A 26,627-nucleotide genomic window follows, 5' to 3' on the forward strand; every position below is an offset into this window, starting at 1 on the left:
GAACCCGCCCGACCCATTCCATGGCACGCTCTACGCTGCCAACCGCAACGCGCCTACACATGCCCGGACACCCCGCATGCCGCCCCTGCTGAAGATCCGTTCCGAGCGCGGGCAGATGTCGGCCATCGAGCGCCGCATCGCCGACTTCATCCTCGACAACGCCCACCTGCTGCGCGACTACTCGTCCCAGCAACTGGCCAGCGCGCTGGGCATCAGCCAGTCCAGCGTGGTGAAGTTCAGCCAGAAGCTCGGCTTCAAGGGCTACCCGGACCTGAAGTACTCCATCGGCCAGGATGTCGCCCGTGCTGGCGCCGATCCGCAGCAGGCCCCCAGCGAACCCGACAGCGGCGACGACTACCTGCGCCTGGGCGACACCCTGCGCCGCAGCAAGGCGCAGGCCGAAGAGGAAACCCGCCAGGCCAACCCGCGCAAGGAGATCGAGCGCATCGTGCAGCTGCTCGACGGCGCGCCGAAGCTGTTCGTGTACGGCCTGGGTGACGACGGCCTGTTCGCGCGCGAGTTCGCCATGCGGCTGTCGCTGCTCGGCCTGCTGGTGGTGCCGCATACCGACCCGATCCTGATGCTGGCCAACCTGTCGGCCGCGCGCCCCGGTGATGCGCTGCTGGTGTTCTCCGAATTCGGCAACCTGCCTCAGCTTTCGCAGCTGTCGCGCCAGTTCCAGGACATGGGTGGCAAGGTGATTTCCATCACCCGCCATACCGCCAACCCGCTGCGCGCGCATGCTGACGCAGCGCTGGTGGTGTGCGCGCACGAGCGCACGCCGCAGGTCGCGCAGCTGCTGTACCGTAGCGCCATGCACGCCCTGCTCGATTTCCTGTTCGTGCTGCTCTGCCACACCAATCCGGACCGCCAGCAGCAGCTGGCGGTGAACCTGGAGCGGATCGACCACCTGCTGGATTCCTGACCGGAGCACCTGTTGATGAAATCCCTGGTCCGTCTCGCTACCGCTGCACTGCTGCTTGCCGCGGCGGCATCCGTCCACGCTGCGCCGCTGCAGGGTGCGCGCCAGCTGATCGTGGTCACCAGCGAAAGCTGGGACAGCACACAGGGCCAGCTGCAGGCCTACGTGCGTGATGGCAAGGGCTGGCACGCACATGGAGAGGCGTTCCCGGTGGCACTGGGCCGCACCGGCAGCGCCTGGGGCCTGGGCCTGCACCCGGCGCAGGCCGATGGTCCGCAGAAGCAGGAAGGCGATGGCCGCAGCCCGGCAGGCGTGTTCGCGCTCGGCAGCGCGTTCGGCTATGCCGTCACACGACCAGGCACGGCCATGGCCTACCAGCCGATGCTCGAAAGCAGCTACTGCATGGATGTGTCCGGTTCGCCGTTCTACAACCGCATCGTCGATGAGAAGAAGGTCGGCAAGGCAGCTGTGGAAGGCTCCACCGAGCCGATGCGGCTGGATCTGCACAACAGGGGCGACGTGCGTTACCAGGAAGGCTTCGTGATCGCCCACAACCCGGACAACCAGCCCGGCAAGGGCAGCTGCATCTTCGCGCATCTGTGGCGCCAACCCGGTGAGGCCACGGCCGGCTGCACCGCCATGCCGCAGGCCCGCATGCAAGCCCTGCTGGACTGGTTGCGGCCGCAGGATGCGCCGCGCTTCGTGCTGCTGCCGCGCGCCGAGTACACGCGCCTGCAGGCCCAGTGGCAACTGCCCGCACTGCGCGGAGACGCCCGTTGAGCGCGCAGGACGAACCGCAGCTGCAGCGCGCGGTCAGCCGCTGGCAGATCGTCGGCCTGTCGATCAACGATGTGATCGGCAGCGGCATCTACCTGCTGCCGGCCGCCACCGTCGCCCTGCTTGGCCCCTTCAGCCTGTGGGGCGTGGTCGCTGCCGGCATCGTGGTCGCCCTGCTGGTGCTGTGCTACGCGCAGGCCGCCAGCTATTTCGACGAGCCCGGTGGCAGCTACCTGTATGCACGCGAGGCGTTCGGGCGCTTCGCCGGGTTCGAGATCGGCTGGATGATCTGGCTGACCCGCATCAGCTCGGCGGCCGCACTCAGCAACGCGCTGGCCGATGCGGTCGCGCGTTTCTGGCCGTGGGCCGGTGCCGGCATGGGGCGCATCGCGGTGATCGTGGTGTCGCTGGGCTTCCTCACCGGCGTCAACATCATCGGCGTGCGCTCGGCCGCGCGCACCGGCGTGGTGCTGGTGATCGGCAAGATGTTGCCGCTGCTGCTGTTCGTGGCCATCGGTGCGTTCTATATCGACCCGCAGCTGGCCTTCTCCGGCCAGCGCCCCGACCCGCACGACCTGCAGCGCATGGGCGAGGCCGCGTTGCTGCTGCTGTACGCCTACGCCGGCTTCGAGAACATCCCGGCCGCCGCCGGCGAGTACCGTAATCCGCGTCGCGATATTCCGTTCGCGCTGATCACCATGATCATCACCGTCACCGTCATCTACGGCGCGGTGCAGGTGGTGGCACAGGGCACGCTGGCCGGCCTGGCCAGCTCGGCCACGCCGCTGGCCGATGCCGCTGCCGGCTTCGGCGGCGAAGCACTGGCGCTGATCCTCACCGTAGGCGCGACCATCTCCATCCTCGGCACCAACAGCAACACGATGATGATGGGCCCACGCTTCCTGTTCGCACTGGCCCGCGATGGCTATGGGCCGAAGATCCTGGCGCAGGTGCATCCGCGCTTCCACACCCCGGCCGCATCGATCCTGTGCCAGGGTTTGATCGCACTCGGCCTGGCCCTGTCCGGTTCGTTCGTGCAGCTGGCCCTGCTGTCGATGACCACGCGCCTGTTCGCCTACATCGGAACGGCCGCTGCGGTACTGGTGCTGGCCAAGCGCTATGCGGACCGGCCGGGCGCACTGAAACTGCCGGGTGGCCCGCTGATTCCGGTACTGGCGCTGCTGCTGTGCCTGGCGCTGTTCGCCAGTGCCAGCTGGCAGAACATCGCTGCTGCGCTGGTGGCGTTCGCCATCGGCGCGGTGATCTACAAGCTGCCGCGAAAAGATGCCGACGCCGGATGACCAATAGCGCCGGGCCATGCCCGGCGGATTGATCTGGTGATCACGCTGCCGGACCGGGCCGTTAACCGCCACACAGGCAGGATCAGGCTTCGTCCACAACGGAGCCTTCCATGACCGAGTACCAGATCCCCGGCCGCGTACCGGACGACAGCACGCCGCGTGATGCGGTCAGCAACTACTGGCGTGAGCGCTACACGGCCGAGCCGTACTACGACGACCAGCTGTTCTTCGAGGATTATGAACCGGCCTACCGCATCGGCCACGCCGCGCGTGCGCAGGACATGATCCGCGCCTACGAACAGGTCGAAGCTGAACTGGAGTCGCGCTGGGCCAGCGAGCGTGGCCGCAGCCGGCTGGAATGGGCGCAGGCGCGCGGTGCCGTGCGCCGTGGCTGGGAGGATGCGCAGTTGGCGGATCCGCGGTTGAAGCGATAACGCCATGCTTTTGTCGGGCCGAGCCTACGCTCGGCTCGACTCCACAAACGCCGCAGGACAGCCGAGCATTGGCCCGGCTCTACACATTCACTCCTGTTCCGGCAGCGGCGGCACGGCCGCGCTGCGCTTGCTCTCACCGCCACCGGCGGCGATCAGGTCGCGGGTGTTCTTCTGCACCGCCACCGCGCCGAACAGCGACAGTGCATACGCCATGCCGTAGAAGCCCTTCTCGCTCGGTGCCAGCGTGGCATTCCACAGGCCAACCAGCAGCAGCATCAACGCCGACAGCAGTGCGAACCAGCACAGCGCGTAGTACAGGCCACTCACCGGAATGCCCTCGACGCGGTCACGCACGCTCTTCTGCAGCGACACCGCCGCGAACAGGCCGAACAGCAGCAGGGTCAGGTAGTAGCCCTTTTCGTTGAGCGCCATCGTGGCGTTGAACAGACCGATCAGGTAGGCCGCCGCACCCAGCAGCAGGGCCACCCATGAGGCGGCGATGAAGGCGGTGGAGGGCTTGTGGGGCATGGCAGTGTTCATTGCAGATCCTTGGCAGGCAGACGGGCACGCTTTGCCCGGGCGTGCCCACCCTAGACGATCCCGCCGCGCTCGCACAGGGGTCGCAGGACCTTCGGGCCACGACGCTCACGGCGCCAGTGGTATACAAGGGACAGCCCGGCCATCCGCATCCCCGCACTGGAGATACCCATGACCCGCACGCCCCTGCTGCTCGCCCTCGGCCTTGTGCCGATCCTTGCCACCTCCGCCTGCAATGCCGCCGACCCGGCCGCCAACGGCGCCCAGACCGCAGCGCCCGCAGCCTCCACCACTGCCGACCAGCGCCCGTTCACCGCCACCGAAATCAGCCGCTTCGACCAGCCGTGGGCGATGACCTTCCTGCCGGACGGCAGCCTGCTGGTCACCGAAAAGCGCGGCAAGCTGCAGCACCTGGACCTGGCCAGCGGCCAGAAGCACGAGATTACCGGCGTTCCGAAGGTCGCTTACGGCGGCCAGGGCGGCTTCGGTGACGTGATCCTGCACCCGCAATTCGCGAGCAACCACGTGATCTACCTCAGCTATGCCGAGGAAGGCACGCTGGACACCCGCGGCGCCGCCGTGGCCCGTGCCACGCTGGCGCTGGACGCCAACGGTGCCGGCCAGCTGAAGGACCTGAAGGTGATCTGGCGACAGAGCCCGAAGGTGAGTGGTGAAGGTCACTACGGCCATCGCCTTGCTTTCGGCCCGGACGGCAAGCTGTGGATCAGCTCCAGCGAGCGCCAGAAGTTCGATCCGGCGCAGGACATGGGCGGCAACCTCGGCAAGATCATCCGCCTCAACGATGATGGCAGCCTGCCCGCCGACAACCCGTTCGCCTCGCAGGGCGGCGTGGCCGCGCAGGTGTGGTCACTGGGCCACCGCAACATCCTCGGCATGGCCTTCGATGCCAACGGCAAGCTGTGGGCACACGAGATGGGCCCGGCCGGCGGTGACGAACTGAACCTGATCGTGCGCGGCGCCAACTACGGCTACCCGATCGTTTCCAATGGTGACCATTACGACGGCCGGCCGATTCCCGACCACGACACGCGCCCGGAATTCGCCGCGCCGAAGGTGACCTGGACGCCAGTGATCTCGCCGGCCGGCTTCGTGATCTACAGCGGCAACCTGTTCCCGCAGTGGAAGGGCAGCGGCTTCATCGGCGGCCTGTCCTCCACCTCGCTGGTGCGCGTGGCCTTCGACGGCGACAGCGCGCGCGAAGCCGAACGCTTCAACATGGGCGAGCGCATCCGCGAAGTGGAACAGGGCCCGGATGGCGCCCTGTGGCTGCTGGAAGACGGCAGCAAGGCGCGCCTGCTGAAGCTCACCCCGAGCACCTGAGGTAGTGCCGGTCGCTGGCCGGCACGTTTGTCCGCAACGGCCCCGCACGCGGGGCCGCCTGCGTTCATTGGATGGTGATGACCTTCACCTCGGTCTTCGTGCAGGCCTGGTCCAGGCACTGCCCGTTCAACCACACCTGGCCGCTGCCGATCATCACGCCCTGCTGGTTGACGAACACCTTGCCGAAATCCTGCTCGGACACCGCCTTGACCACCGCCGGGGTGATGATCTTCTCGTAGTTGCGCTGGAACTCACCGGGGCCGGTGATCTTCTTTCCGCCACCGACGTTCAATGGAAAGCGCACTTCCTCGACCACCGCAGCGCGATCGCCGCCAACCACGGCGGCCTTGAACGCATTGAAGACCTTCTCGAACTGCGCCGCATCGCCAAGCAGCGTTTCGATGCGCGCGCGTGCGTCTTCGGCGGGCGCTTCCGCTGCGGGCGCGGCCGGTGCCGAAGCAGCGGGTTCAGTGGCAGATGCCGCAGGCGTTGCCGGGGCGCTGGCCTCCATCGGCGGCGGTGCATCCGCCGCAGGCTCGGCCGGCGGTGCCGCCGGCTGCGAGCAGGCGGCCAGCACCAGGGCGGGAATCAGACAAGCCATCCGGCGCATGCGCGCACTCCATCGAAACAGGGAGCCCGATGGTAGCGCCGCCGCGGTGAGGACAACAAAAAGGGGACGGAGGGGATTAAGTCGTTAGTGGCACAAACGACTTAATCCCCTCCGTCCCCTTTTTCTTCGATCAGGCCTTCAGCAGCTCGAACTGCACGGCTTCGCCGGCCGCCGAGGACGCGCAGACCCACAGATCGAAGTGGCCCGGCTCGGCACGCAGCACGCCGTCGCGGCCGGTGAAGGCCAGCTGCTCGCGGGTGAGGGTGAACACCACGTCGGTCGACTCGCCTGGCTGCAGTGCCACCTTGCGGAAGTCCTTCAGTTCACGCACCGGACGCACGCGGCTGGCCACGCGGTCGTGGATGTACAGCTGCACCACTTCCTCGCCGGCCACGTCGCCGCTGTTGGTCAGGGTGGTGGTGATGGTGAGGGTGTCGTCCCAGCCGAGCTGCGCCGCACTCAGCCGCGGCACGCCGTAGGCGAAGGTGGTGTAACCGATGCCGTGGCCGAACGGGTACAGCGGCTCGTTCGGAATCTCGCGCCAGCGAGCCTTGAACTCCGACATGGTCGGCAGTTCCGGGCGGCCGGTGCGCGGGTGGTTGTAGAAGTACGGCTGCTGGCCGGACACCTGCGGGAAGCTGACCGGCAGGCGGCCGGACGGGCTGTAGTCGCCGAACAGCACATCAGCCACGGCATGGCCGGTCTGCGTGCCCAGGTACCAGGTCACCGCCACGGCCTGCGCATTGCGCACCGCGCCCTGCAGTGCCAGCGCGCGGCCGTTGCGCAGCAGCACCACCAGCGGCTTGCCGGTCATCGCCACCGCCTCGGCCAGTGCCTGCTGTGCCGGCGGCAGGGTGATCTCCACGCGCGACTGCGCTTCACCGCTGTAGCGCTGCGGTTCGCCCAGCGCCAGCACCACCACGTCGGCGCGCAGCGCGGCAGCCACCGCTGCTTCGGTGCCGCCCGGAATGGCAGTTTCCAGTTCGCAGCCCGGCACGATCTCCAGCAGCGCTTCATCGCCGATGGCGGCGCGCACGCCGGTTTCCAGGTCCACGTAACGCTGCTTGTCGCCGAACAGGGTCCAGCAGCCTTCAATGTTCTCGCGGTCCTGCACGAACGGACCGATCAGCGCGATCTTCTGCCCGGTCTTCTGCAACGGCAGCACGTTGTCGCGGTTGTTCAGCAGCACGATCGAACGGCGCGCGGCATCGCGCGACAGTTCGTCATGCGCGGCGAGGTACGAGGTATCGGCTTCGCGCGCCGGGTCCAGCGAACGGTACGGGTCGTCGAACAGGCCGATGGTTTCCTTCAGCCACAGGATGCGGCGCACGCCCTCATCCAGTACCGCCATCGGCACCTCGCCGCTCTCGACCAGGCCCGGCAGGTGCTCGGCGTAGAAGCCGCTCTGCATGCTCAGGTCCAGGCCGGCGGTGAACGCCTTGGCGGTGGCATCGCGGTCGTCGGCGGCATAGCCGTGCGCGACCAGTTCCATATCGGCGGTGTAGTCGGAGATCACCACGCCCGGGAACTTCCATTCACCGCGCAGGATGTCGGTCAGCAGTTCGGCGTTGGCACTGGCCGGCACGCCGTTGATGTCGTTGAACGAGGACATCACGGTGATCGCGCCGGCGTCGAAGGCGGCCTTGAACGGCGGCAGGTGCACGTCGCGCAGGGTCTGCGGCGAGATGTCCACCATGTTGTATTCCATGCCGGCCATCACCGCGCCATAGGCGGCGAAGTGCTTCGGCGTGGCCAGCAGCGAATCGGCGGCGCGCAGGTCGCTGCCCTGGAAGCCGCGCACGCGGGCGGCGGCAAAGGCACAGCCCAGCACCACGTCCTCACCGGCACCTTCGGCGCCACGGCCCCAGCGCTGGTCGCGGGCGATGTCCACGGCCGGGGCATAGGTCCAGTGCAGGCCGGCAGCGGTGGCCTCGATGGCGGTGGCGCGCGCGGTGCGCTCGGCCAGCGCCGGCTCGAAGCTGGCGGCCTCGCCCAGCGGAATCGGGAACACGGTGCGCATGCCGTGGATGACGTCGGCCGCCAGGATCACCGGGATGCCCAGGCGGCTCTCTTCGGTGGCGACCTGCTGGATCCGGCGGCCCAGTTCGGCGCCCACACCATTGAACAGCGAGCCGACCTTGCCCTCGCGCACCTGCTGCAGCACCTGGTCGGCATTGCGCACGTTGGCTTCCGGGTTCACGTCCGGGGCGAACGGGCGGACCATGTCCGCGAAGACACCCAGCTGGCCGACCTTTTCCTCGACGGTCATCTGGGCAATGAGGGATTCGATGCGATCGGAGGCCACCGGCAGTCCTTGATGAAAACGTTTACAAGCCCGGCATTCTAGCGATCCCGGGCGATTTGGCGAGGGGTTTGTTCATTCAGTTTCAGCCACCAGCGGGGTCCGTATGGCCCCGCCGGGGGCACCGCAGCTTACTCCGAGCCGGCCAGCTGGCGCTGCCCGGCCATCAACATGGCGTCGCTGGAGGCCTGGAACACCCGCAGGCCGAAGGCCGGCAGGATCGCCAGCAGGTGGTCGAAGATGTCCGACTGCACCGCCTCGTACTCACCCCAGGCGGTGCTGCGGGTGAAGCAGTACAGCTCCAGCGGCAGGCCTTCGGTGGTCGGCTGCAGCTGGCGTACCAGCAGGGTCATGTCGGTATGGATGCCCGGGTGGCTGCGCAGGTAACGCTCCACATAGGCCCGGAAGGTACCCAGGTTGGTCACCCGGCGGCTGTTGACCTCGGCCACGCCCTGCTCGCGCAGGCGCCCGTTCCACTGCCCCAGCTCCTGCTCCTTGGCTTGCAGGTAGTCGCGCAGCAGCGCGAATTCACCGAGGAAGGCCAGGTCGCCCTCATCCAGGAAGCCGACGCTGTGCTGGTCCAGGTACAGCGCGCGCTTGATCCGGCGCCCTCCCGCCTCCTGCATGCCGCGCCAGTTCTTGAACGACTCGGTCACCAGCTTCTTGGTGGGGATGGTGGTGATGGTCTTGTCGAAGTTCTGCACGGTGATGGTGTGCAGGGCGATGTCGATCACATCACCGTCAGCGTTCTGGCTGGGCATCTCGATCCAGTCACCGATGCGCACACGACCATCGCCACTGATCTGTACGCTGGCCACCAGCGACAGGATGGTGTCCTGGAAGATCAGCATCAGCACTGCGGTGGCGGCGCCGAGACCGGTGACCAGATAGCGGAGGTCGACGCCGGCCAGGGTGGCAACGATCGACAAGCCGGCGATCACGAAGATGACGATCTTGGCGACCTGCAGGTACCCCTTGATCGGCTTGTTGCGTGCCTCGGGGCGGCGCTCGTAGAGATCATTGGCCGCATCCAGCGCATGCGAGATGGCCAGCACCACGGTCAGGATCGCCCACGCCTGGCAGGCGCCGATGATGAAGCTCACCAGCCCCGGCGGCAGGTCCGGCACGATGCGGATGCCCGAGGCGATCACCTGGCTGGGCACCACATTGGACAGACGCGAGATCACCCGCATCAGGTGGCTGCCGCGGCCGGTATCAGCACCCGGCAGGCGGCTGAGCAGGCGTCGCAGCCCGCGCAGCAGGATGCGCTTGGTCACCCAGTTGGCCAGGCCAGCGGCGATCAGCAGCGCCGAGATCATCAACGCCAGGTAGGCGCCAGGATAGGGTTCCAGTGTGTTCTGCAGCCGTTCCAGCCACTGTACCGCCACCACCGCGTCCACCATCGGTTGTCTCCTGTCTGTTTCGTTGTTGCCAAGGTTGCCGGCCAGCGGCCGGCACTACCGGGGTTGCTGGCCAATGGCCGGCACGACCGGGTCAGTCCCGCGTGCGTTCGATGATCACGCCCACCGCGCGCGCGCCGCGCACCGCGCCCGGCTTGCTCAGCTTCAGGCGCAGCCACTTCACGTCGAATTCGTCCAGCACGATCTGCGCGCAACGTTCGGCCAGGGTCTCGACCAGGCCGAACTCCGACTCGCGCACGAACTGTTCCAGGCGCTTGCTCACCGCCTTGTAGTTCAGGGTGTGGGCGATGTCATCGGTGGCTGCGGGGCGACGGTTGTCGAAGCCCATTTCCAGGTCGAACACCAGGTCCTGGCGGATCCGCCGCTCCCAATCGTAGATGCCGATCAGGGCGTCGATCGTCAGCCCCTCGATGAAAACCTTGTCCATTGCGGTTACCAGCCGAATACAGACGGCCATGGTACCGGCACGGCGGTGAGCCTGCCCGGAACGGGCGGCGGGCCACCGGCGTGGGGCGGCCCGGAAAAAACAAAGGGCCCTGCTAGCGGGGCCCTTTGGTACCTCTCAACGTCCCCGGGGGGAGCTGGAATCCAGCCGCGAGTCCCGGAGCACACGATGCAGATCGTGACGTTCATTTCCTCTACGGTCCAGAGTCAATCACGACATACTGGAGGAAGCCCAAGGCGATACAGGAATTTTGCTGCCTGACACGGCGGCATTGCCCGATATCACGCCTGCGGCAACCAGCGCAGGCTAGTGATCCGCCATGTGGTCCCGTATTTGATGAGAGAGCAACGAATCCTGCAGGCAGCGCTGTCACGCCCACGGTGGGCGACGTACAAACGCATTGCATACCGGCACTGTTTGGACGCCGCCTCACTTTACGTATGGAACATGCAGATGTGCGGCGCGCTGCTATCTCCCCTGCACATCTGTGAAATCGTAATCCGCAATGCGGTGGCCGCGGCGCTGGCGCATACCTTCGGGCCGCGCTGGCCCTGGCATCCTGCACTGCTGCAGCGGATGCCAGCAGATGGCGCGTTGTCGGCCTTGCAGGATATCCATAGACAGGCAGATCCTCGGATGGACACTCCGGAGATCATCGCCAGTCTTCGTTTCGCTTTCTGGCAGCAGCTTTTCACGCGGCACTTCGAGGGAGCCATCTGGGCGCGGGGCTTGAAGATTGCGTTGCCGAACGCGCCACAGGATGCTCTCAGCGTGGTCCGCACGAACATCCACGCTGACCTCGACCGCATCCGCCACCTGCGCAACCGCATCGCCCATCACGAGCCCATCCTCGAGCGCGACATCGGCGCCGACCTGGCCGCGATCGGGCGGCTGATCCATGCCCGCTGCCCACACACGCTGGGCTGGCTGCAGCGCCATGAGCGGGCGACAACCGTGCTGGCGGCGTCGCCGTTGGCAGTGCATCGGTAATGCGTCCGCCGGCCGTGGCCCGACGCTACCGGTTCACACCGCCGGCAGGGTCGCCATGTCCCAGCGCGGGGTCACATCCACCTTCGGCGGGCTGTGCTGGCCAGCCTGCAGGCGCAGCGCGCCGGCGAAGGCGATCATCGCGCCGTTGTCGGTGCACAGTGCCGGCCGCGGGAAGCAGGCGCGGCCGCCGAGGCGCTCGGCCATCTGCTGCAGGCGGGCGCGCAGGCGCTTGTTGGCGCCGACGCCGCCGGCCACCACGATCACGTTGGTGCCCGCCGCTTCCAGCGCGCGCTCGCACTTGATCGACAGGGTCTCGACCACCGCATCTTCAAAGCCCCGGGCGATGTCGGCACGGGTCTGCTCGCTCTGGTCGCTGTCGCGCCAGGCCATCAGGACCTGGGTCTTCAGGCCGGAGAAGCTGAAATCCAGCCCCGGGCGGTCGGTCATCGGCCGCGCGAAGCGATACGCGCCCGGCGTGCCCTGCTCGGCCAGCCTGGCCAGCTGCGGGCCACCGGGGTACGGCAGCCCCATCAGCTTGGCGGTCTTGTCGAAGGCCTCGCCGGCTGCATCGTCCAGGGTTTCGCCCAGCAGGCGGTACTGGCCGATCGCATCCACCGCCACCAGCTGGGTATGGCCACCGGACACCAGCAATGCCACGAACGGCGCTTCCGGCGGGTCGTCTTCCATCAGCGGGGCCAGCAGGTGGCCTTCCATATGGTGTACGCCCACGGCCGGTACCTCCAGCGCCCAGGCCAGCGAACGCGCCACGCCCGCGCCCACCAGCAGCGCGCCGACCAGGCCGGGACCGGCCGTATAGGCCACGCCATCGATATCACCTACCCCCAGACCGGCTTCGGCCAGGGTCTGGCGCACCAGCGGCAGCAGCTTGCGGACGTGGTCGCGGCTGGCCAGCTCTGGCACCACACCCCCGTATTCGGCGTGCAGGGCGATCTGGCTGTAGACCGCATGGGCGCGCAGGGCCGCGCTGCCGGACAGGCCGGTGTCATACACCGCCACGCCGGTCTCATCACAGGAAGATTCGATGCCAAGGACTCGCATGCCTGCTATTATGACGCCCCTGCCGCCCCCTCGGGGGATGTGCAGATCTCACTGCTTTCGAACTTCCGGCCCGTATTCAGGGTTGGCCGCTTGCAGTTTGTCTATTCGCCGCTATAATGTGCGGCTCGCCGGGCGTGACCCGGTTCTACTGTGTCCCGGAGATTCCATGCCCAGCGTCAAAGTCCGCGAGAACGAGCCCTTCGAGTTTGCTCTTCGCCGCTTCAAGCGCACTTGCGAAAAGGCCGGTGTGCTGGCCGAAACCCGCAAGCGCGAGTTCTACGAAAAGCCGACCCAGGAGCGCAAGCGCAAGGCCGCCGCTGCTGTGAAGCGTCAGCTGCGCCGCTCGTCGCGCGACGTCACCAAGCGTCAGCGCCTGTACTGATCGGACGCATCTTCATTGCGGCGGGCCTGCCTGTCGCGATGGAGCCGAAGCCGGCACGCGCGAGCGTCGCCGGCTTTTTGCGTTTCCGGGTTCGGGCATCCGCCCCCGCCCCACCTACCACCACGAGGTTCCTCATGAGCATGAAGCAGCAGCTCACCGAAGACATGAAGGCCGCCATGAAGGCGGGCGAGAAGCACAAGCTGGGCGTGATCCGCCTGATCAATGCCGCCATCAAGCAGCGCGAAGTGGACGAGCGCATCGAACTGGATGACACCGCCGTGATCGCCGTGCTCGACAAGATGGTCAAGCAGCGCAAGGACTCGGTCAGCCAGTACGAAGCCGCCAACCGCGAAGACCTGGCCGAGATCGAGCGCGCCGAGATCGTGGTCATCGAAGCCTACCTGCCGGCCAAGATGGGCGAAGCCGAGATCGTGGCCGCCATCCAGGCCGCCATCGCCGAAACCGGCGCCTCCGGCCCGGCCGACATGGGCAAGCTGATGGGCGCACTGAAGCCCAAGCTCGCCGGCCAGGCCGACATGGGCCTGGTTTCCAAGCTGGTCAAGCAGCTGCTGGCGTAATCCAGCACTTGCGGTCGGATCCCTTCCGCGACACGGAAGGGCTCTGACCCCATTGATGCACCCGCTTCACCGCACCTTCGTCGGTCGCCTGCTACAACCGCACACATGGTTGAACCCGAGCCCAACGTTCCCGTGTCACTGCGCAAGTACATCAAGCGCCTGCAGGACAGCTTCCCGATGGCGGTGGCCAAGCGCTTCATCGACGTCGACGTGCTGACCCAGGCAGCTTCCGTCTCCTTCTACGCCCTGCTGTCGATGGCACCGTTGCTGGTGCTGCTGCTGTGGCTGACCGCCTCGCTGTACCCGCCGGCCCAGCAGGCACTGATCGACCAGATCAGCTCGGTGGCCGGCAGCAGCGCGGCCACCGTGGCCGAAACCGTTCTGAAGAACGCCGACAACCAGCCGGATGTCGGCTCGCTGGCGGGTGTGTGGAGCACGCTGCTGCTGTTCGTCGGCGCCACCGCCGTGTTCGCCCAGCTGCAGAACGCACTGAACCTGATCTTCCGCACCAGCGGCGAGCGCCTGGAAGGCCTCAAGGCCTGGCTGCGCAAGCGCGTGTTCTCGTTCGGCGTGGTGCTGGCGCTGGGCTTCCTGCTGATCCTGTCGATGACCGCCACCACGGTGCTGCAGGTGGCCTTCGCGCAACTGCCCTCGATCCTGCCCGCGCTGGGGTACGTCACGAGCCTGCTGCTGTACGCAGTCGGCTTCGCCTTCATGTACCACTACCTGCCCGACCGTCGCGTGGCGTGGCGCCAGGCCTTCATCGGCGGCGTCATCACCTCGGCACTGTTCGCACTGGGCCGGTACGGCATCGGCGTCTACATCGCCACCGTGGCCCCCGGCAGTGCCTACGGCTCGATGGGCGCGCTGGTGATCTCGCTGGTCTGGATCTACTACGCCACCGTCGTGTTCTTCGTTGGTGCCCTGATGACGGCGGTGATCGATGAGCGCCTGCGCGCGCGTCATCACCTGGCCGCAGCCGGCATTGATCCGGCAACCGCCAGCCAGGTGCCCGACAGGGGGTAAACTAGGCCGACCGCCCCCGGTTCCGTCGCGTGGTCCTGCACCGCGCCCTGCCCTGTTGCCCATGGCCCGTATCCCCGACGCTTTCATCGACGACCTGCTCGCCCGCACCGACATCGTCGAGGTGGTGGGCAGCCGCGTGCCGTTGAAGCGCCAGGGCAAGGAGTACGCCGCGCGCTGCCCGTTCCATGACGAGCGCTCCGCGTCGTTCACGGTCTCGCCCACCAAGCAGTTCTATCACTGCTTCGGCTGCGGCGCGCACGGCACCGCGATCAGCTTCCTGATGAACTACGACCGCCTCGAGTTCCTCGACGCGGTGGATGAGCTGGCCAAGCGCGCGGGCATGGAAGTACCGCGCAACGAGAACCCGCGCAGCCCCCAGCAGCAGGACGACAGTCGCGAGCTGTATTCGGCACTGGATGCCGCTGCCCGGTTCTTCCAGAAGAACCTGGAAGGCAGCGACAAGGCACGCAGTTACCTTGATGGGCGTGGCGTGGACGAAGAGAACCGCGCGCGCTTCCAGATCGGCTACGCCCCGGATGGGTACAGCGGCCTGCGCGATGCACTGGGCAAGGACGAGCGGCGCATGAAACTGCTCGACCGCGCCGGCCTGTTCTCGAAGAACGACCGCGGCCACGTCTACGACAAGTTCCGCGACCGGGTGATGTTCCCGATCTTCGACCGCCGTGGCCGGGTGATCGCCTTCGGTGGCCGCGTGTTCGAGAAGGACGACGGCCCCAAGTACCTCAACTCGCCCGAAACCGCGCTGTTCCACAAGGGCCGCGAACTGTACGGCCTGTGGCAGGTGCGCCAGGCCAACCAGAAGATCGAGCGGCTGATCGTGGTCGAGGGCTACATGGACGTGGTCTCGCTGTTCCAGTTCGGTGTCACCCAGGCGGTGGCAACACTGGGTACCGCAACCACGCCGGACCATGCCGAGCTGCTGTTCCGCAACGCGCCAGACGTGTTCTTCTGCTTCGACGGCGACGCCGCCGGCCGACGCGCCGGCTGGAAGGCGCTGGAGTCGGTGCTGCCGCGCATGAAGGACGGCCGCCAGGCCTTCTTCCTGTTCCTGCCCGATGGCGAGGACCCCGACACCATCGTGCGCAAGGAAGGCGCCGAGGCCTTCAACGAGCGCCTGAAGCAGGCCACGCCGCTGTCGCAGTTCTTCTTCGATGAACTGACCCGCGAGATCAACCTGGGCACGCTGGACGGCAAGGCGCGCCTGGCCGAACGCGCAAAGCCGATGCTGGCGCAGATTCCCGACGGTGCCTTCGGCGACCTGATGAAGCAGCAGCTGGCGCAGCTGACCGGGCTCGGCGGCAACGCCCAGGCTGCACGCACGCCGATGCCGCAACGCCAGCCTTCGCGCACGATCCAGCCAGTGGCCAGGCGCAGCCTGGTGCGCGGCGCGATCGCCGTGCTGCTGCAGCAGCCGTCGCTGGCGCTGACCCTGGGCGGCAAGCATCACTTCCAGGGCCTTCGCCTGCCGGGTGTGGAACTGCTGCTGGAGCTGCTGGGGCTGGTCGAACAGCGCCCGGACATCAGCACCGGCGCCCTGCTGGAACATTTCGACGGCCGCGAGGAACAGGCCTCGCTGCATACATTGGCCGCACAGACGCTGCCCGGCACCGAAGCCAGCTGGACCCAGGAACTGCACGACGCAGTGGCCCAGCTGGAGAAACAGCTGCTGGTGCAACGTCTGGAGGAGTTGTTGGCAAAGCAGCGCCAGCAGGGCCTGGACGATACTGACAAATACGAACTGCGCGAGCTGTTGAAGGCCCGCGCCGGACTGCGCTTGTAGCGGCAGGACGTTTTCACGGAGAGGACCATGCTGCTGCGCCTGACCTGCCTGCTGTTGTTGTCGCTCTGCCTGCCACTGACGGCCCTGGCCGAAGACGTGCCTCTCAACGAAGTCCGTCCCGGCCTGTATGCCGGTGGCCAGCCCAGTGCCGCACAGCTGCAGGCCTTGGCCGCACGGGGCGTACGCACGGTGATCGACCTGCGCCAGCCCGACGAGGACCGGGGCTTCGATGAAACCCGCGCGGCCGAATCGCTGGGCCTGCGCTATGTGCGCATTCCGGTGGCCGGCGCCGAGGGCCTGGATACGGCCAATGTGCGCGCGGTGCACCAGGCCCTGCAGCAGAGCCAGGGGCCGGTGCTGCTGCACTGCGCCTCCGGCAACCGCGCCGGTGCCGTGCTCGGCCTGGTCAATGCCCACTACGAACATGCCAGCCCGGAGCAGGCGCTTCAGCTCGGCCAGCGCGCCGGCCTGAAGTCGCTGGAAGCCGCCACCCGCCAGCGCCTGGCCACACCGGTCACTTCGCCCTGAACAACCCTCCGCACCAAGGACTCTGCCCACCATGACCCGCTGGTGGTCGCGCCTGCGACCGGACAACTTCACCCTCGCCCTGCTGTGCACCGTCGGCCTGGCCTCGCTGCTGCCGATGAAGGGCGCCGCCGCCATCGTGCTCGACGATGTCACCACCGTCGCCATCGCCGCGCTGTTCTTCCTGCATGGCGCGCGCCTGCCGCGCGAGTCGATCATCGGCGGCATGCTGCACTGGCGGCTGCACCTGACCATCCTGGCCTGCACCTTCCTCCTGTTCCCGCTGCTGGGGCTGATGTTCAAGCCACTGTCGGGCTGGCTGCTGACTCCGGAGCTGTACCTGGGCGTGCTGTTCCTGTGCACCCTGCCGTCCACCGTGCAGTCGTCCATCGCGTTCACTTCGATGGCCCGCGGCAACGTGCCGGCAGCGGTGTGCAGCGCCTCGCTGTCGAGCATCCTCGGCGTGTTCCTGACCCCACTGCTGCTGACCGCGCTGGCCGGCACCTCCGGCGGCGTGCATGACCCACTGCACGCGATCGGCGGCATCATGCTGCAGCTGCTGGTGCCGTTCGTGGCCGGCCACCTGCTGCGGCCGTGGATTGCCGGCTGGGTGGAGAAGCAGCGCGCGCTGCTGCGCTACACCGACCAGGGCACGATCCTGCTGGTGGTGTATTCGGCGTTCGGCGAAGCCGTGACCGAAGGGTTGTGGAGCAAGACGCCGCTGCTCTCGTTGCTGGCCGTGGCCGTGGTGGCTGCCGTGCTGCTCGGCATCGCCATGCCGCTGATTACCTTCATCGCCCGCCGGCTGCGCTTCAACTGCGAGGACGAGATCGCCATCGTGTTCTGCGGCTCGAAGAAGAGCCTGGCCACCGGCGTGCCAATCGCCAAGGTGCTGTTCGCCGGCGGCAGCCTCGGCGCGATCGTGCTGCCGGTGATGATCTACCACCAGATCCAGCTGATCGTCTGCGGCGTGATCGCGCAGCGGTATGCGCGGCGCAAGCCCTGACAGGGCACGCGGGTTGTTCCGGGTAGACCATCCACGCATGGCGTGGATCTACTCCAAACCACGGATGGCGTGAACCACCAGTAGATCCACGCCATGCGTGGATGGGTTGCCTGACACTACGGATCCACGAGCGTGCCGACGCTCAGCTCCGGCATCCACACCCATAGGTCGTACGCCCGTTCCGCATGGGTATCGCCCCGCAGCCGCGGGGCCACCTGCTCTGGAAGTGGCCGCGCCATGCAACGGTCCGCGCACGCCCACGCCTGGCCACGCAGCGCACCCAACCGCACGCTGTAGATATCCAGGTCCCGCAGCTGGGAGGCCATCGGCCGCCTCTGCATTTCCGGCGGCATACCTTCCGGCCGCCGCAGCATGGCGTGGACATTGCCAGTCAGCACCAGCATGCGTGCATTGTCTGGCAACCCTCGATAGAGCCGTCGCAATTCGGCTGCCATGAAGTCATCGCGCGTCTGGTTGCCGCCACTGCTGGCATTGACGTCATAGCCAACCACTTCGATCACGCGCCCCTGCGCCTTCAGCACACGGAGGCCTTCGATCATCGCCAGCATGTCGCGGCTACGGCGACCATCATGCTGGTCATCGCGCACGGTCCAGAACGCGCGGCCGTGCAGGTGCCGGCGCGCCCTGGCCCCGCCATCGGATTCCAGATAGTCGCGCAGCACAGGGTTCTCGGCGCGTGGCAGTTCCAGCGCCAGCAGGACCGGGCCGTTGCGGCTGTAGTCGTCCACCAGCTGGCGTACCAGCAACGGGGTCTCGCGGGTGCCGTGGAATTCGCCCAGTACCAGCAGGCGGTGCTCACCGGCATGCTGGCGGATCTGCGCGGCGGTGTCATCGGCATGCGCGGTGAGGGCTACACCCAGCGCCAGCAGCAGCGCGGTGGTCCAACGGAAGATCGAATGCATCCCTGCGCCTTCCTTTCCTTTGCGGTCAGGAACAGCAATGGCGACGCAGCAACCGCGGTTCAAGTAGATCCACGCCGTGCGTGGATGCTCCCGCCATCAGACCGGGCCTGAGTCGAGCGTGGCTCGACTCTACAAAGGGCAGCCCCTCACAACCAGGGCAGGATCCAGTGGTCCACCAGCAGGAAGGCGAACAGCGCCATCAGGTACACGATGGAGTAATAGAACATCTTCATCGAGAACAATTCGTCCGGCGGGTTGAGCATGCGCCAGGCATACCAGAGGAACACCGCGTTGAGCACGATCGCGCCGCCCAGGTAGAACGCACCGCTCATGCCCACCAGGTACGGCAGCAGGCAGACCAGCGCCAGCACCACCGAATACGCCATGATCTGCTTGCGGGTATGCACCACGCCATGGGTCACCGGCAGCATCGGGATCTCCGCCTTGGCGTAGTCCTCGCGGCGGAAGATCGCCAGCGCCCAGAAGTGCGGCGGGGTCCAGATGAAGATGATCAGCACCAGCAGCGACGAGTACGCCCAGTCCGACGAACCCTGCATGCCGGTCACCGCCGCCCAGCCCAGCATCGGCGGCATCGCGCCGGCCAGGCCACCGATGACGATGTTCTGCGAGGTCGCACGCTTGAGGTACACGGTGTAGATCACCGCGTAGCCGATCAGCGAGGCGAAGGTCAGCACGGCGGTGATCAGGTTCACCCACAGCACCAGGATGGTCATCGACAGCACGATCAGCACGCCGGCAAACACCAGCACCTGCCATGGTTTGACCTTGCCCACCACCAGCGGACGCCACGAGGTGCGCGCCATCTGCGCATCGATGTGTGCGTCCAGCAGCTGGTTGATGGCGGCTGCGGCCGAGGCCGCCAGCCAGATGCCGAGGAAACCGAGCACGCCGGCGCGCACCTGCTCCCAGCTCGGCACGCCCGGAATGGCCAGGACCATGCCGACCAGGGCAGTGAAGACGATGAGGGCGACGACCTTGGGCTTGGTCAGGTCCCAGTACTGGCGGTAATTGGAAAACATGGAATCAGTCCGGTGCGCGCAGGCGGGCCAGCAGGCTGACCAGCACGAACAACAGGGCAACGGCCACGCCGTTGTGGGCCACCGCCACTTCCAGCGGCAGCGCCAGCTTCACGTTGAGGATGCCGAGGGTGACCTGCAGCACCAGCAGCGCGATCAGCGCGCTGGCCCAGCCACGCATGCTCGGCAAGCGGAACAGGCGCACGCCCAGCCACAGCAGGTAGACGGCCACCACCACCGCGAACAGCCGGTGCGCCATCTGGATGGCGATACGCGAGGCGCCGTCCAGCACGCCGCCTTCGTAATCCACACCGATGCCGCGCCACAGGGTGAAGCCTTCGACGAAGTTGTGCTGCGGCCACCACTGGTTGGCACAGCGCGGGAAGTTGTCCAGCGAGGCGCTGCCGCCGCCGCAGGCCAGCGCCGCGTAGTTGGCACTGACCCAGCCGCCCAGTGCGATCTGGGTGACCAGCACCGCCACGCCGATGCGCAGCACCCACTTCAGCTTCGGTGCTTCGGCCAGGGTGATCGGCATGTGCGTGGCGCGCCAGGCCATCCAGACCAGCAGCGCGAACATCAGCATGCCGCCCAGCAGGTGCCCCATCACCACGATGGGCTTGAGCAGCAGGGTCACCGTCCACATGCCCAGCAGGGCCTGGAAGATCACCACGGCCAGGGTCAGCAGTGCAGCGCGCGCCAGGTCGATGTTGCTCCAGCGCAGCGCGGCGATCAGCAGGATCGCCTCGCCGATCAGAGCCAAGGTACTGGCGGTGCCATGCCAGCCCATCATGTACAGGGGTATGCCGGCGGCCACCAGCACGCAGGCGGTCACCACCGCCGTGCTTCCGAATCGCCGCTTGCGCGTGGCCAGCAGCGCCAGGGTCAGGATCTCGATGCCCAGTGCGCCGGCCAGGAAGCGGTGCACCTGTTCACGCCAGGCCTTGTGGGTCTCCAGCGGGCGGATCTCCGCCGCCGGGTGGCCGATGGTCTCTTCCACGTGCTGCGGCCAGGTGGCCTGGCCATAGCAGGTCGGCCAGTCCGGGCAGCTCAGGCCGGCATCGGACAGGCGCACGAAGGCGCCGAACATGATCGTGCTCGCGGTCATGATCATGGCGAACCACGCCAGGCGGTGGAAATTGCGGTGCAGCGCCGGACGCGCGGAAAGGCTCATCAAACGGGACTCACTTCAGTTTCAGCAACGTGGCCATGTCCTTGCGCAGGCCACCGAGGTCGGAACCCGGGGCATGGCGCATGATCACGAAGCCGTTCGGATCGATCACGTAGACCGGCAGTCCCGCCGGATCATCGACGCCCGGCAACGCCGCGCGCAGGGCTGGCGACGGAGCCAGCGGCCGCAGCGCGGGCAGCGAGGCGATCGACGCCGGTGGCGTACCCAGCCACAGGATCTCGACATTATCGGCGTTATGGCCGAACAGCTGCCACACCTTGCCCAGTCCCTGCGACAAAGTGACGCACTGCGCGTCGCAGGCACCGGCCGGCGCCACCAGCAGGCGCCAGGTACGGGCTTCGGGGTTCCACGGGTACGGCTGGCCGTTGGCCAGGGTCGGCGCCTGCTGGCGCAGGTCCACCGGCGGCTTCAGCAGCTGGCCGGCATTGCGGTGCCCGGTGGGCTGCCAGCCAGAGAAGCGCAGCACGGCGGCCAGCGCCATCGCCCCGAAGAACACGGCAAACAGCAGCACCAGGGTCCGGCGGCCGGAGCCGCGCGCCTGCGGGGACGTAGCAGTGTTCATGCGGGGCATTTTCTCATGGTTGGGTGAGGGATGCGGGTGTGACGCCGCGGTAGTGCCGGCCGCCGGCCGGCATCCAGGAATGCGGGGGTTGCCGGCCAGCGGCCGGCACTACCGGGCAGCACGTCGCCTGCGCCACTCCAGTACCAGCGCGACCACCAGCACGGTCAGGGCCAGCCCGAACCACTGCACGGCGTAGCCCAGGTGGCGCTGCGGCGGCAGCGTGTTCGGCAGCAGGTCCAGGTCGCGTTCGTCGCCAAATGGCAGCGCCGGGTCCAGCCGCAGGACGCGATCGGGCAATGCCGGCAGGCCAAGCGCCGCCGCCAGGCCCTCGTCGGGCAAGCGGCTGGCCAGCCAACGCCCGGCCTCATCGGTAGCGGAGAACGCCGGGCCCAAGGCCAGCCCCGCCGACGGCGGCGGCGCCAGCAGGCCACGCACCGCCACCGGCGAAGGCGGCGACGGCACATCCGGCAGCCTGCGATCGGGCGGCAGCGCGCGCCAGCCCAGATCGACCAGCAGCACGCTGCCCTCGTCACTGCGGAACGGGCGATAGATCTTCACGCCCGCGCGGCCGTGCCGGGTCTGGTTGTCCAGCAGCACCACGCCGGGCAGGAAACGGCCGTGGTCGGCCACGCCGTGCAATGCGCCAGGTGCAGCCAGGGCCTGCGCCAGTGGCATCGCCTGTGCCACAGCTGGACCTTGTGCATCCAACATTGCCTGTTTGGCATGCATGCGCTGCAGCTGCCACAGCCCCAATGCGGTGAAACCAACCATTGCCAGCACCGCCAGCAGCCATGCGATCACGCGCGTGTGCTGGCGCATCATGACAAGTCCGCGCAAACGCGGTCAGATAGGCGCATCCACCCTGCCCTCGAGCCGCGCATGAGTGATTCGCTGAAGACCCTGCTGGTAATCGCGTTTCTGATCGTCATCGTCTGGAATCTGGGCGCCGGCCTGTATTACCTGCTGGTCGACCGCGGCCAGACCAAGCGCACGGTCAACGCACTGACGCGCCGCATCGCGGTGTCGGTTGCGTTGATCCTGCTGGTGATCGTGAGCATCTACATGGGCTGGATCAAACCGCACGGCATCGGCGGCTGAGGTCACCGATGCGTGCGCGGTCAAAGCACGTAGACGAACATGAAGAGCATCAGCCACACCACGTCGACGAAGTGCCAGTACCACGCGGCCGCTTCAAAACCGAAATGATTGTCGCGGGTGAAGTGTCCCTTGGCCGAACGCAGCCACATCACGATCAGCATGATCGTGCCCAGCAGCACGTGCGCGCCGTGGAAGCCGGTCAGCATGAAGAACGTTGAACCGTAGATGCCCGAGCCGAGCGTCAGGTTCAGTTCCTTGTAGGCGTGGATGTACTCCTCCGCCTGCAGGGTGAGGAAGCCCAGGCCAAGCACCACGGTCAGGCCCAGCCAGATCAGCAGCTGGCGGCGGTTGCCGGCCTTCAGCGCGTGGTGGGCGATGGTCAGGGTCACGCCGGAGGTCAGCAGGATCAGCGTATTGATCAGCGGCAGGCCCCAGGCCGGGATGGTCTGGAACGCGCCGCCGATCGCCGCGGGGCCGTTGGTCGGCCAGCCGGCGGAATAACCCTGCCAGAGCAGCTCGTTGGTCATCACCCCGCGGCCTTCGCCGCTCAGCCACGACAGGCCCAGGTTGCGGGTGTAGAACAGCGCACCGAAGAAGGCGCCGAAGAACATCACTTCGGAGAAGATGAACCAGATCATCCCCATCCGGAACGAGCCATCGACCTGGTGGTTGTAGTTGCCCGCCTGCGACTCGCGCACCACGTCGCTGAACCACCAGAACAACGTCAGCACCAGCATCGCGATGCCGATGTAGAAGGTCCAGCGCCCCCAGCTGGCATCGTTGAGCCAGCTGGCCACGCCCACCATGGTCACCATCATCGCGATGGAACCCACGAACGGCCATTTGCTCTGGGCCGGGACGAAGTACACGTTGGCGTCGGTCGGTGTCTGGGCCATGTCGGTATCCGGGTCAGGGTGCGGCGTGCGCGCCTTCCGAGGTGGCGGCCGGGGCCAGCCGATCGGACAGCGCGTCGTTGCGATAGAAGGTGTAGGACAAGGTGATCGTCTTGATCTCGGGCGGCAGGTCCGGATCGACGATGAAACGCACCGGCATGTCGCGCTTCTCGCCGGCCTGCAGCGTCTGCGCGGTGAAACAGAAGCACTCGGTCTTGCTGAAGAAGCCCGAGGCACGCGCCGGCGCCACCGAAGGCACCGCACTGCCGACCACCGCCTGCTGGCTGTCGTTGCGGGCGAAGTACAGCGCTTCGTTGAGTTCGCCGGGCACCACGTCCATGGTCAGCTGTTCGGGATGGAACGACCACGGCAGGCGCGAATTGACGCCGCCATCGAACTCCACGCGCACGGTGCGCTTGCCGGTGGCGGCGCCTGCACTGGCTTCGCCACCGGGGCCGCGTTCCAGGCGCACACCGAACACCTTCTCGCAGGCGATGCGGTACAGCGGCACCAGCGAGAACGTGAGCAGGAACACCGCCACCGCCACACCGATCAGGCGCGGCAGCCCCGCACTGCGAGACGGTGTGCTGGCTGGCGCCTCGCTCATCGGCCGATCACCCCGCTGAGGATGAAGCCGACGTAGACCAGCACGGCGATGGCGCCGACCCACATCGCCGTGCGCCTGGCGCGCTGGCGTTGCTGTTCGATGCCGTGGCGTTGGGCTTCGGTCTGGCTTTGGCTTTGGCTTTGGTAGAGCCGACTGTTAGTCGGCTGCACTTCGCGAGTCGACTGACAGTCGACTCTACCGATCGGCAGCGGGCTCTCGTTATGCATGCCCCACCTCAATGCGTGATGTCGTCATGCGCCAGATCTCCCGGGCGGATGGTCGGCGGCGTGGTGAAGGTGTGCGCCGGTGCCGGCGACGGCAGCGTCCACTCCAGGCCGCGCGCGCCTTCCCAGGAACGGGCCTCGGCCTTCTCGCCGTTGCGCAGCGAGGACAGCAGGATCGCGGCCATCATGAACGGGGTGACGAACATGCCGAACGCACCGATCGAGCTGATCAGGTTCCAGTCGGCAAACGCTACGCTGTAGTCCGGAATGCGGCGCGGCATGCCGGCCAGGCCGAGGAAGTGCTGCGGGAAGAACAGCAGGTTGACGAACACGATCGACCACCAGAAGTGCACCTTGGCCCACTTCTCGCTGTACATCCGTCCCGTCCACTTCGGCCACCAGTAATACACCGCCGCGATCAGCGCGAACACCGCACCGGTCACCAGCACGTAGTGGAAGTGGGCGACCACGAAGTAGGTGTCGTGGTACTGGAAGTCGGCGGCGACGATCGCCAGCATCAGGCCGGAGAAGCCACCGATGGTGAACAGGATGACGAAGGCCACCGACCACAGCATCGGTGCCTCGAACGTCAGCGAGCCACGCCACATGGTGCTGACCCAGTTGAACACCTTCACGCCGGTCGGGATCGAGATCAGCATGGTGGCGAACATGAAGTAGATCTCGCCGCCCAGCGGCATGCCCACGGTGAACATGTGGTGGGCCCAGACGATGAACGACAGGAACGCGATCGCGGCGGTGGCGTACACCATCGCCTGGTAGCCGAACAGCGGCTTGCGGCTGAAGGTCGGGATGATCTCGCTGACCACGCCGAAGGCAGGCAGGATCATGATGTAGACCTCGGGATGGCCGAAGAACCAGAAGATGTGCTGGTACATCACCGGGTCACCGCCACCGGCGGCATTGAAGAAGCTGGTGCCGAAGAACTTGTCGGTCAGCAGCATGGTCACCGCGCCGGCCAGCACCGGCATCACCGCGATCAGCAGGAAGGCGGTGATCAGCCAGGCCCAGCAGAAGATCGGCATTTTCAGCAGGTCGATGCCCGGCGCACGCATGTTGAGCACGGTGGCGATGATGTTGATCGCGCCCATGATCGAACTGATGCCGGCCACGTGGATGGCGAACACGCTGAAGGCGACGTTGTAGCCGCCCTGCAGCGACAGCGGCGGGTACAGCGTCCAGCCACCGGCCGGTGCACCGCCCGGCAGGAACAGGGTCAGCAGCAGCAGGCTGAAAGCGACCGGCAGCAACCAGAACGACCAGTTGTTCATGCGTGGCAGCGCCATGTCCGGCGCGCCGATCTGCAGCGGGATCATCCAGTTGGCCAGTCCGACGAAGGCCGGCATCACCCCGCCGAAGATCATCACCAGCGCATGCACGGTGGTCATCTGGTTGAAGAACTCGGGCTTGACGAACTGCAGGCCCGGCTGCGCCAGCTCGGCGCGGATCACCACGCTCATCGCCGCGCCGATGATGAACATGATGAAGCTGAAACCGAGGTACAGCGTGCCGATGTCCTTGTGGTTGGTCGAGAAGAACCAACGTTCGAAGAAGCTCTGGTGGTGATGGTGATCGTCGTGCCCAACTGCCGAGTGCGCCATTGCAAAACACCTCTCAGAATCGGTTGTCACCGCGGCCGCGAACGGCTGCGGGCTTTACATCACGCTCCGCTGGCCGCGGTGGCAGGCGCGCTGCCCGCTTCTGCAGCAGCAGGCGCAGCCGGTGCCTCGCCCGTCGGTGCAGTCGGTTCGGCAGGTGCCGCAGGCGTGGCGGGCTCGGCGGGCGGCGCCGGCTTGCGCTGCGCCAGCCACTGCTTGAACTCTTCCTTGGACACCGCCTCGACCACGATCGGCATGAAGCCGTGGTCCTTGCCACACAGCTCGGCGCACTGGCCGCGGTAGACACCCGGCTGCTCGATGCGGGTCCAGGCTTCGTTGATGAAGCCGGGGATGGCGTCCTGCTTCCAGCCCAGCGCCGGTACCCACCAGGCGTGGATCACGTCGTCGGAGGTGATGACGAAACGCACCTTGGTATCGACCGGCAGCACCAGGCGGTTGTCGACATCCAGCAGGTAGTGCGGATGGCTTTCGCGGGTCGGCACGATGCCGCTCTGCCGCACCCGGTCGGACTCGCGGTCCAGGCGGCTGGTGAAGGTGACGTTCTCGCCGAGGTATTCGTACTTCCACATCCACTGGTAGCCGGTGACCTTCACCGTCATCTCGGCATCGCGGGTGTCGTACATCTTGATCAGGTTGGCCGTGGCCGGCCATGCCATCACGATCAGGATGATCACCGGGATCACTGTCCAGATGATCTCGGCCTTGGTGTTGTGGCTGAAGGTGGCCGCGACCGCGCCCTTGGATTTGCGGAACTTGAAGATGGCGTAGGCCATCGCCCCGAACACGATGACGCCGATCACCGTGCAGATGATCAACGACAGGTTGTTCGATTCCCAGGCCAGGCGCGAGGTCTGGGTCACCCCCTTGCCCATGTTCAGCTGCCACGGCTTCGGATCGGCCGCCTGGGCCCAGGCCAACGCCGGCATCAGTCCCCCGGTCGCCAGCATCGCGGCGACCGCGTTCACGCACTTCGTGCCCCACCTGCTGCTTTGCTTCATTG

Annotated in this window: 29 protein-coding genes; 13 read left to right on the forward strand and 16 right to left on the reverse strand. The window is 66.9% G+C overall.

The annotated features are described in order from the left end of the window. Positions 1-76: 76 nt before the first annotated feature. From AC5P68_RS04430 to AC5P68_RS04445, 4 genes are all read left to right on the forward strand, one after another. Positions 77-925 carry a MurR/RpiR family transcriptional regulator gene (locus AC5P68_RS04430; protein WP_033833649.1) on the forward strand — a complete coding sequence of 283 codons (849 nt, stop codon included), beginning with the start codon at positions 77-79 and terminating at the stop codon, positions 923-925. A 15-nt stretch (positions 926-940) separates the two neighbouring features. Continuing rightward, on the forward strand, positions 941-1,702 hold the full coding sequence (locus tag AC5P68_RS04435) for a L,D-transpeptidase family protein (RefSeq protein WP_033833648.1): 762 nt from the start codon (positions 941-943) through the stop codon (positions 1,700-1,702). Beyond that, a complete protein-coding gene (locus AC5P68_RS04440; RefSeq protein WP_005407814.1) occupies positions 1,699-3,000 on the forward strand; it encodes an APC family permease in 1,302 nt (433 codons plus the stop codon). Before AC5P68_RS04435 ends, AC5P68_RS04440 begins: the two co-directional genes overlap by 4 nt. Before the next feature lie 110 nt (positions 3,001-3,110). Continuing rightward, the gene (locus AC5P68_RS04445; RefSeq protein WP_033833647.1) at positions 3,111-3,434 is read left to right on the forward strand and encodes a hypothetical protein; all 324 of its coding nucleotides are present in this window, start codon (positions 3,111-3,113) and stop codon (positions 3,432-3,434) included. Positions 3,435-3,521: 87 nt separating this feature from the next. Here the strand turns inward: AC5P68_RS04445 and yiaA are convergent, their stop codons facing one another. Then, positions 3,522-3,974, reverse strand: a complete 453-nt coding sequence (gene yiaA, locus AC5P68_RS04450; RefSeq protein WP_033833646.1) for an inner membrane protein YiaA — start codon at positions 3,972-3,974, stop codon at positions 3,522-3,524. A gap of 168 nt (positions 3,975-4,142) precedes the next feature. Between yiaA and AC5P68_RS04455 the strand changes: the two genes are divergently transcribed. Beyond that, positions 4,143-5,312: a PQQ-dependent sugar dehydrogenase gene (locus AC5P68_RS04455; protein WP_049433370.1), complete on the forward strand. Its 1,170-nt coding sequence runs from the start codon at positions 4,143-4,145 to the stop codon at positions 5,310-5,312. A 64-nt stretch (positions 5,313-5,376) separates the two neighbouring features. Here the strand turns inward: AC5P68_RS04455 and AC5P68_RS04460 are convergent, their stop codons facing one another. The 4 genes from AC5P68_RS04460 to folB all read right to left on the reverse strand — a co-directional run bounded on the left by AC5P68_RS04460 (position 5,377) and on the right by folB (position 10,072). Further along, the gene (locus tag AC5P68_RS04460) at positions 5,377-5,922 is read right to left on the reverse strand and encodes a hypothetical protein (protein ID WP_049433369.1); all 546 of its coding nucleotides are present in this window, start codon (positions 5,920-5,922) and stop codon (positions 5,377-5,379) included. 130 nt (positions 5,923-6,052) lie between these two features. After that, positions 6,053-8,227 carry a glycoside hydrolase family 3 N-terminal domain-containing protein gene (locus AC5P68_RS04465; RefSeq protein WP_049433368.1) on the reverse strand — a complete coding sequence of 725 codons (2,175 nt, stop codon included), beginning with the start codon at positions 8,225-8,227 and terminating at the stop codon, positions 6,053-6,055. A gap of 128 nt (positions 8,228-8,355) precedes the next feature. Further along, a complete protein-coding gene (locus AC5P68_RS04470; protein ID WP_005407808.1) occupies positions 8,356-9,627 on the reverse strand; it encodes a mechanosensitive ion channel family protein in 1,272 nt (423 codons plus the stop codon). A 91-nt stretch (positions 9,628-9,718) separates the two neighbouring features. After that, entirely contained in the window at positions 9,719-10,072 is a 354-nt protein-coding gene (folB, locus tag AC5P68_RS04475; RefSeq protein WP_005407807.1) for a dihydroneopterin aldolase, read from the reverse strand. A 354-nt stretch (positions 10,073-10,426) separates the two neighbouring features. Here folB and AC5P68_RS04480 point away from each other — a divergent pair, with 354 nt between their 5' ends. Next, positions 10,427-11,080, forward strand: coding sequence for a hypothetical protein (locus tag AC5P68_RS04480; protein ID WP_288415961.1), 654 nt, complete (start codon positions 10,427-10,429; stop codon positions 11,078-11,080). 33 nt (positions 11,081-11,113) lie between these two features. Here the strand turns inward: AC5P68_RS04480 and tsaD are convergent, their stop codons facing one another. Further along, positions 11,114-12,139: a tRNA (adenosine(37)-N6)-threonylcarbamoyltransferase complex transferase subunit TsaD gene (gene tsaD / locus AC5P68_RS04485; RefSeq protein ID WP_032966370.1), complete on the reverse strand. Its 1,026-nt coding sequence runs from the start codon at positions 12,137-12,139 to the stop codon at positions 11,114-11,116. Between the two features lie 166 nt (positions 12,140-12,305). Here tsaD and rpsU point away from each other — a divergent pair, with 166 nt between their 5' ends. The 6 genes from rpsU (at position 12,306) to AC5P68_RS04515 (ending at position 17,457) form a co-directional block, all read left to right on the forward strand. Further along, a complete protein-coding gene (gene rpsU, locus AC5P68_RS04490; protein ID WP_002808376.1) occupies positions 12,306-12,521 on the forward strand; it encodes a 30S ribosomal protein S21 in 216 nt (71 codons plus the stop codon). Positions 12,522-12,655: 134 nt separating this feature from the next. Continuing rightward, positions 12,656-13,099, forward strand: a complete 444-nt coding sequence (locus AC5P68_RS04495; RefSeq protein ID WP_005412032.1) for a GatB/YqeY domain-containing protein — start codon at positions 12,656-12,658, stop codon at positions 13,097-13,099. A gap of 105 nt (positions 13,100-13,204) precedes the next feature. Next, positions 13,205-14,125, forward strand: coding sequence for a YihY/virulence factor BrkB family protein (locus tag AC5P68_RS04500; RefSeq protein WP_049402636.1), 921 nt, complete (start codon positions 13,205-13,207; stop codon positions 14,123-14,125). 61 nt (positions 14,126-14,186) lie between these two features. Further along, positions 14,187-15,926: a DNA primase gene (gene dnaG, locus AC5P68_RS04505; protein WP_033833640.1), complete on the forward strand. Its 1,740-nt coding sequence runs from the start codon at positions 14,187-14,189 to the stop codon at positions 15,924-15,926. A 27-nt stretch (positions 15,927-15,953) separates the two neighbouring features. Continuing rightward, entirely contained in the window at positions 15,954-16,454 is a 501-nt protein-coding gene (locus AC5P68_RS04510; RefSeq protein ID WP_033833639.1) for a protein tyrosine phosphatase family protein, read from the forward strand. A gap of 31 nt (positions 16,455-16,485) precedes the next feature. Then, entirely contained in the window at positions 16,486-17,457 is a 972-nt protein-coding gene (locus tag AC5P68_RS04515) for a bile acid:sodium symporter family protein (RefSeq protein WP_033833638.1), read from the forward strand. Positions 17,458-17,573: 116 nt separating this feature from the next. Here AC5P68_RS04515 and AC5P68_RS04520 read toward each other — a convergent pair whose 3' ends face one another. From AC5P68_RS04520 to AC5P68_RS04540, 5 genes are all read right to left on the reverse strand, one after another. After that, entirely contained in the window at positions 17,574-18,380 is an 807-nt protein-coding gene (locus AC5P68_RS04520; RefSeq protein ID WP_033833637.1) for a hypothetical protein, read from the reverse strand. Positions 18,381-18,526: 146 nt separating this feature from the next. Further along, positions 18,527-19,420 carry a heme o synthase gene (gene cyoE, locus AC5P68_RS04525; RefSeq protein WP_005412028.1) on the reverse strand — a complete coding sequence of 298 codons (894 nt, stop codon included), beginning with the start codon at positions 19,418-19,420 and terminating at the stop codon, positions 18,527-18,529. A gap of 4 nt (positions 19,421-19,424) precedes the next feature. After that, on the reverse strand, positions 19,425-20,588 hold the full coding sequence (locus tag AC5P68_RS04530) for a COX15/CtaA family protein (protein ID WP_005407797.1): 1,164 nt from the start codon (positions 20,586-20,588) through the stop codon (positions 19,425-19,427). A 10-nt stretch (positions 20,589-20,598) separates the two neighbouring features. Continuing rightward, positions 20,599-21,168: a redox-active disulfide-containing membrane protein gene (locus tag AC5P68_RS04535; protein WP_033833636.1), complete on the reverse strand. Its 570-nt coding sequence runs from the start codon at positions 21,166-21,168 to the stop codon at positions 20,599-20,601. 108 nt (positions 21,169-21,276) lie between these two features. Further along, positions 21,277-21,990, reverse strand: a complete 714-nt coding sequence (locus AC5P68_RS04540) for an SURF1 family protein (protein ID WP_033833635.1) — start codon at positions 21,988-21,990, stop codon at positions 21,277-21,279. A 57-nt stretch (positions 21,991-22,047) separates the two neighbouring features. Between AC5P68_RS04540 and AC5P68_RS04545 the strand changes: the two genes are divergently transcribed. Then, on the forward strand, positions 22,048-22,266 hold the full coding sequence (locus tag AC5P68_RS04545; RefSeq protein WP_005412025.1) for a twin transmembrane helix small protein: 219 nt from the start codon (positions 22,048-22,050) through the stop codon (positions 22,264-22,266). A gap of 20 nt (positions 22,267-22,286) precedes the next feature. Here the strand turns inward: AC5P68_RS04545 and AC5P68_RS04550 are convergent, their stop codons facing one another. From AC5P68_RS04550 to coxB, 5 genes are read right to left on the reverse strand one after another with little or no spacing between them, the layout of a single operon-like run. Next, positions 22,287-23,162 (reverse strand): cytochrome c oxidase subunit 3, encoded by an 876-nt coding sequence (locus AC5P68_RS04550; RefSeq protein ID WP_005412024.1) that lies wholly within the window; start codon positions 23,160-23,162, stop codon positions 22,287-22,289. A 13-nt stretch (positions 23,163-23,175) separates the two neighbouring features. Further along, on the reverse strand, positions 23,176-23,766 hold the full coding sequence (locus tag AC5P68_RS04555) for a cytochrome c oxidase assembly protein (RefSeq protein ID WP_005412023.1): 591 nt from the start codon (positions 23,764-23,766) through the stop codon (positions 23,176-23,178). Continuing rightward, a complete protein-coding gene (locus tag AC5P68_RS04560; protein WP_005407791.1) occupies positions 23,763-23,993 on the reverse strand; it encodes a hypothetical protein in 231 nt (76 codons plus the stop codon). The genes AC5P68_RS04555 and AC5P68_RS04560 overlap by 4 nt, the downstream gene beginning before the upstream one ends. Positions 23,994-24,001: 8 nt before the next feature. After that, positions 24,002-25,609, reverse strand: coding sequence for a cytochrome c oxidase subunit I (gene ctaD / locus AC5P68_RS04565; RefSeq protein WP_005407790.1), 1,608 nt, complete (start codon positions 25,607-25,609; stop codon positions 24,002-24,004). A gap of 59 nt (positions 25,610-25,668) precedes the next feature. After that, complete coding sequence (gene coxB, locus AC5P68_RS04570) at positions 25,669-26,625, reverse strand: cytochrome c oxidase subunit II (RefSeq protein ID WP_049453411.1); 957 nt, start codon at positions 26,623-26,625, stop codon at positions 25,669-25,671. Positions 26,626-26,627: the final 2 nt, after the last annotated feature.

This window comes from Stenotrophomonas sp. YJH_SMC_58, from assembly GCF_059369635.1.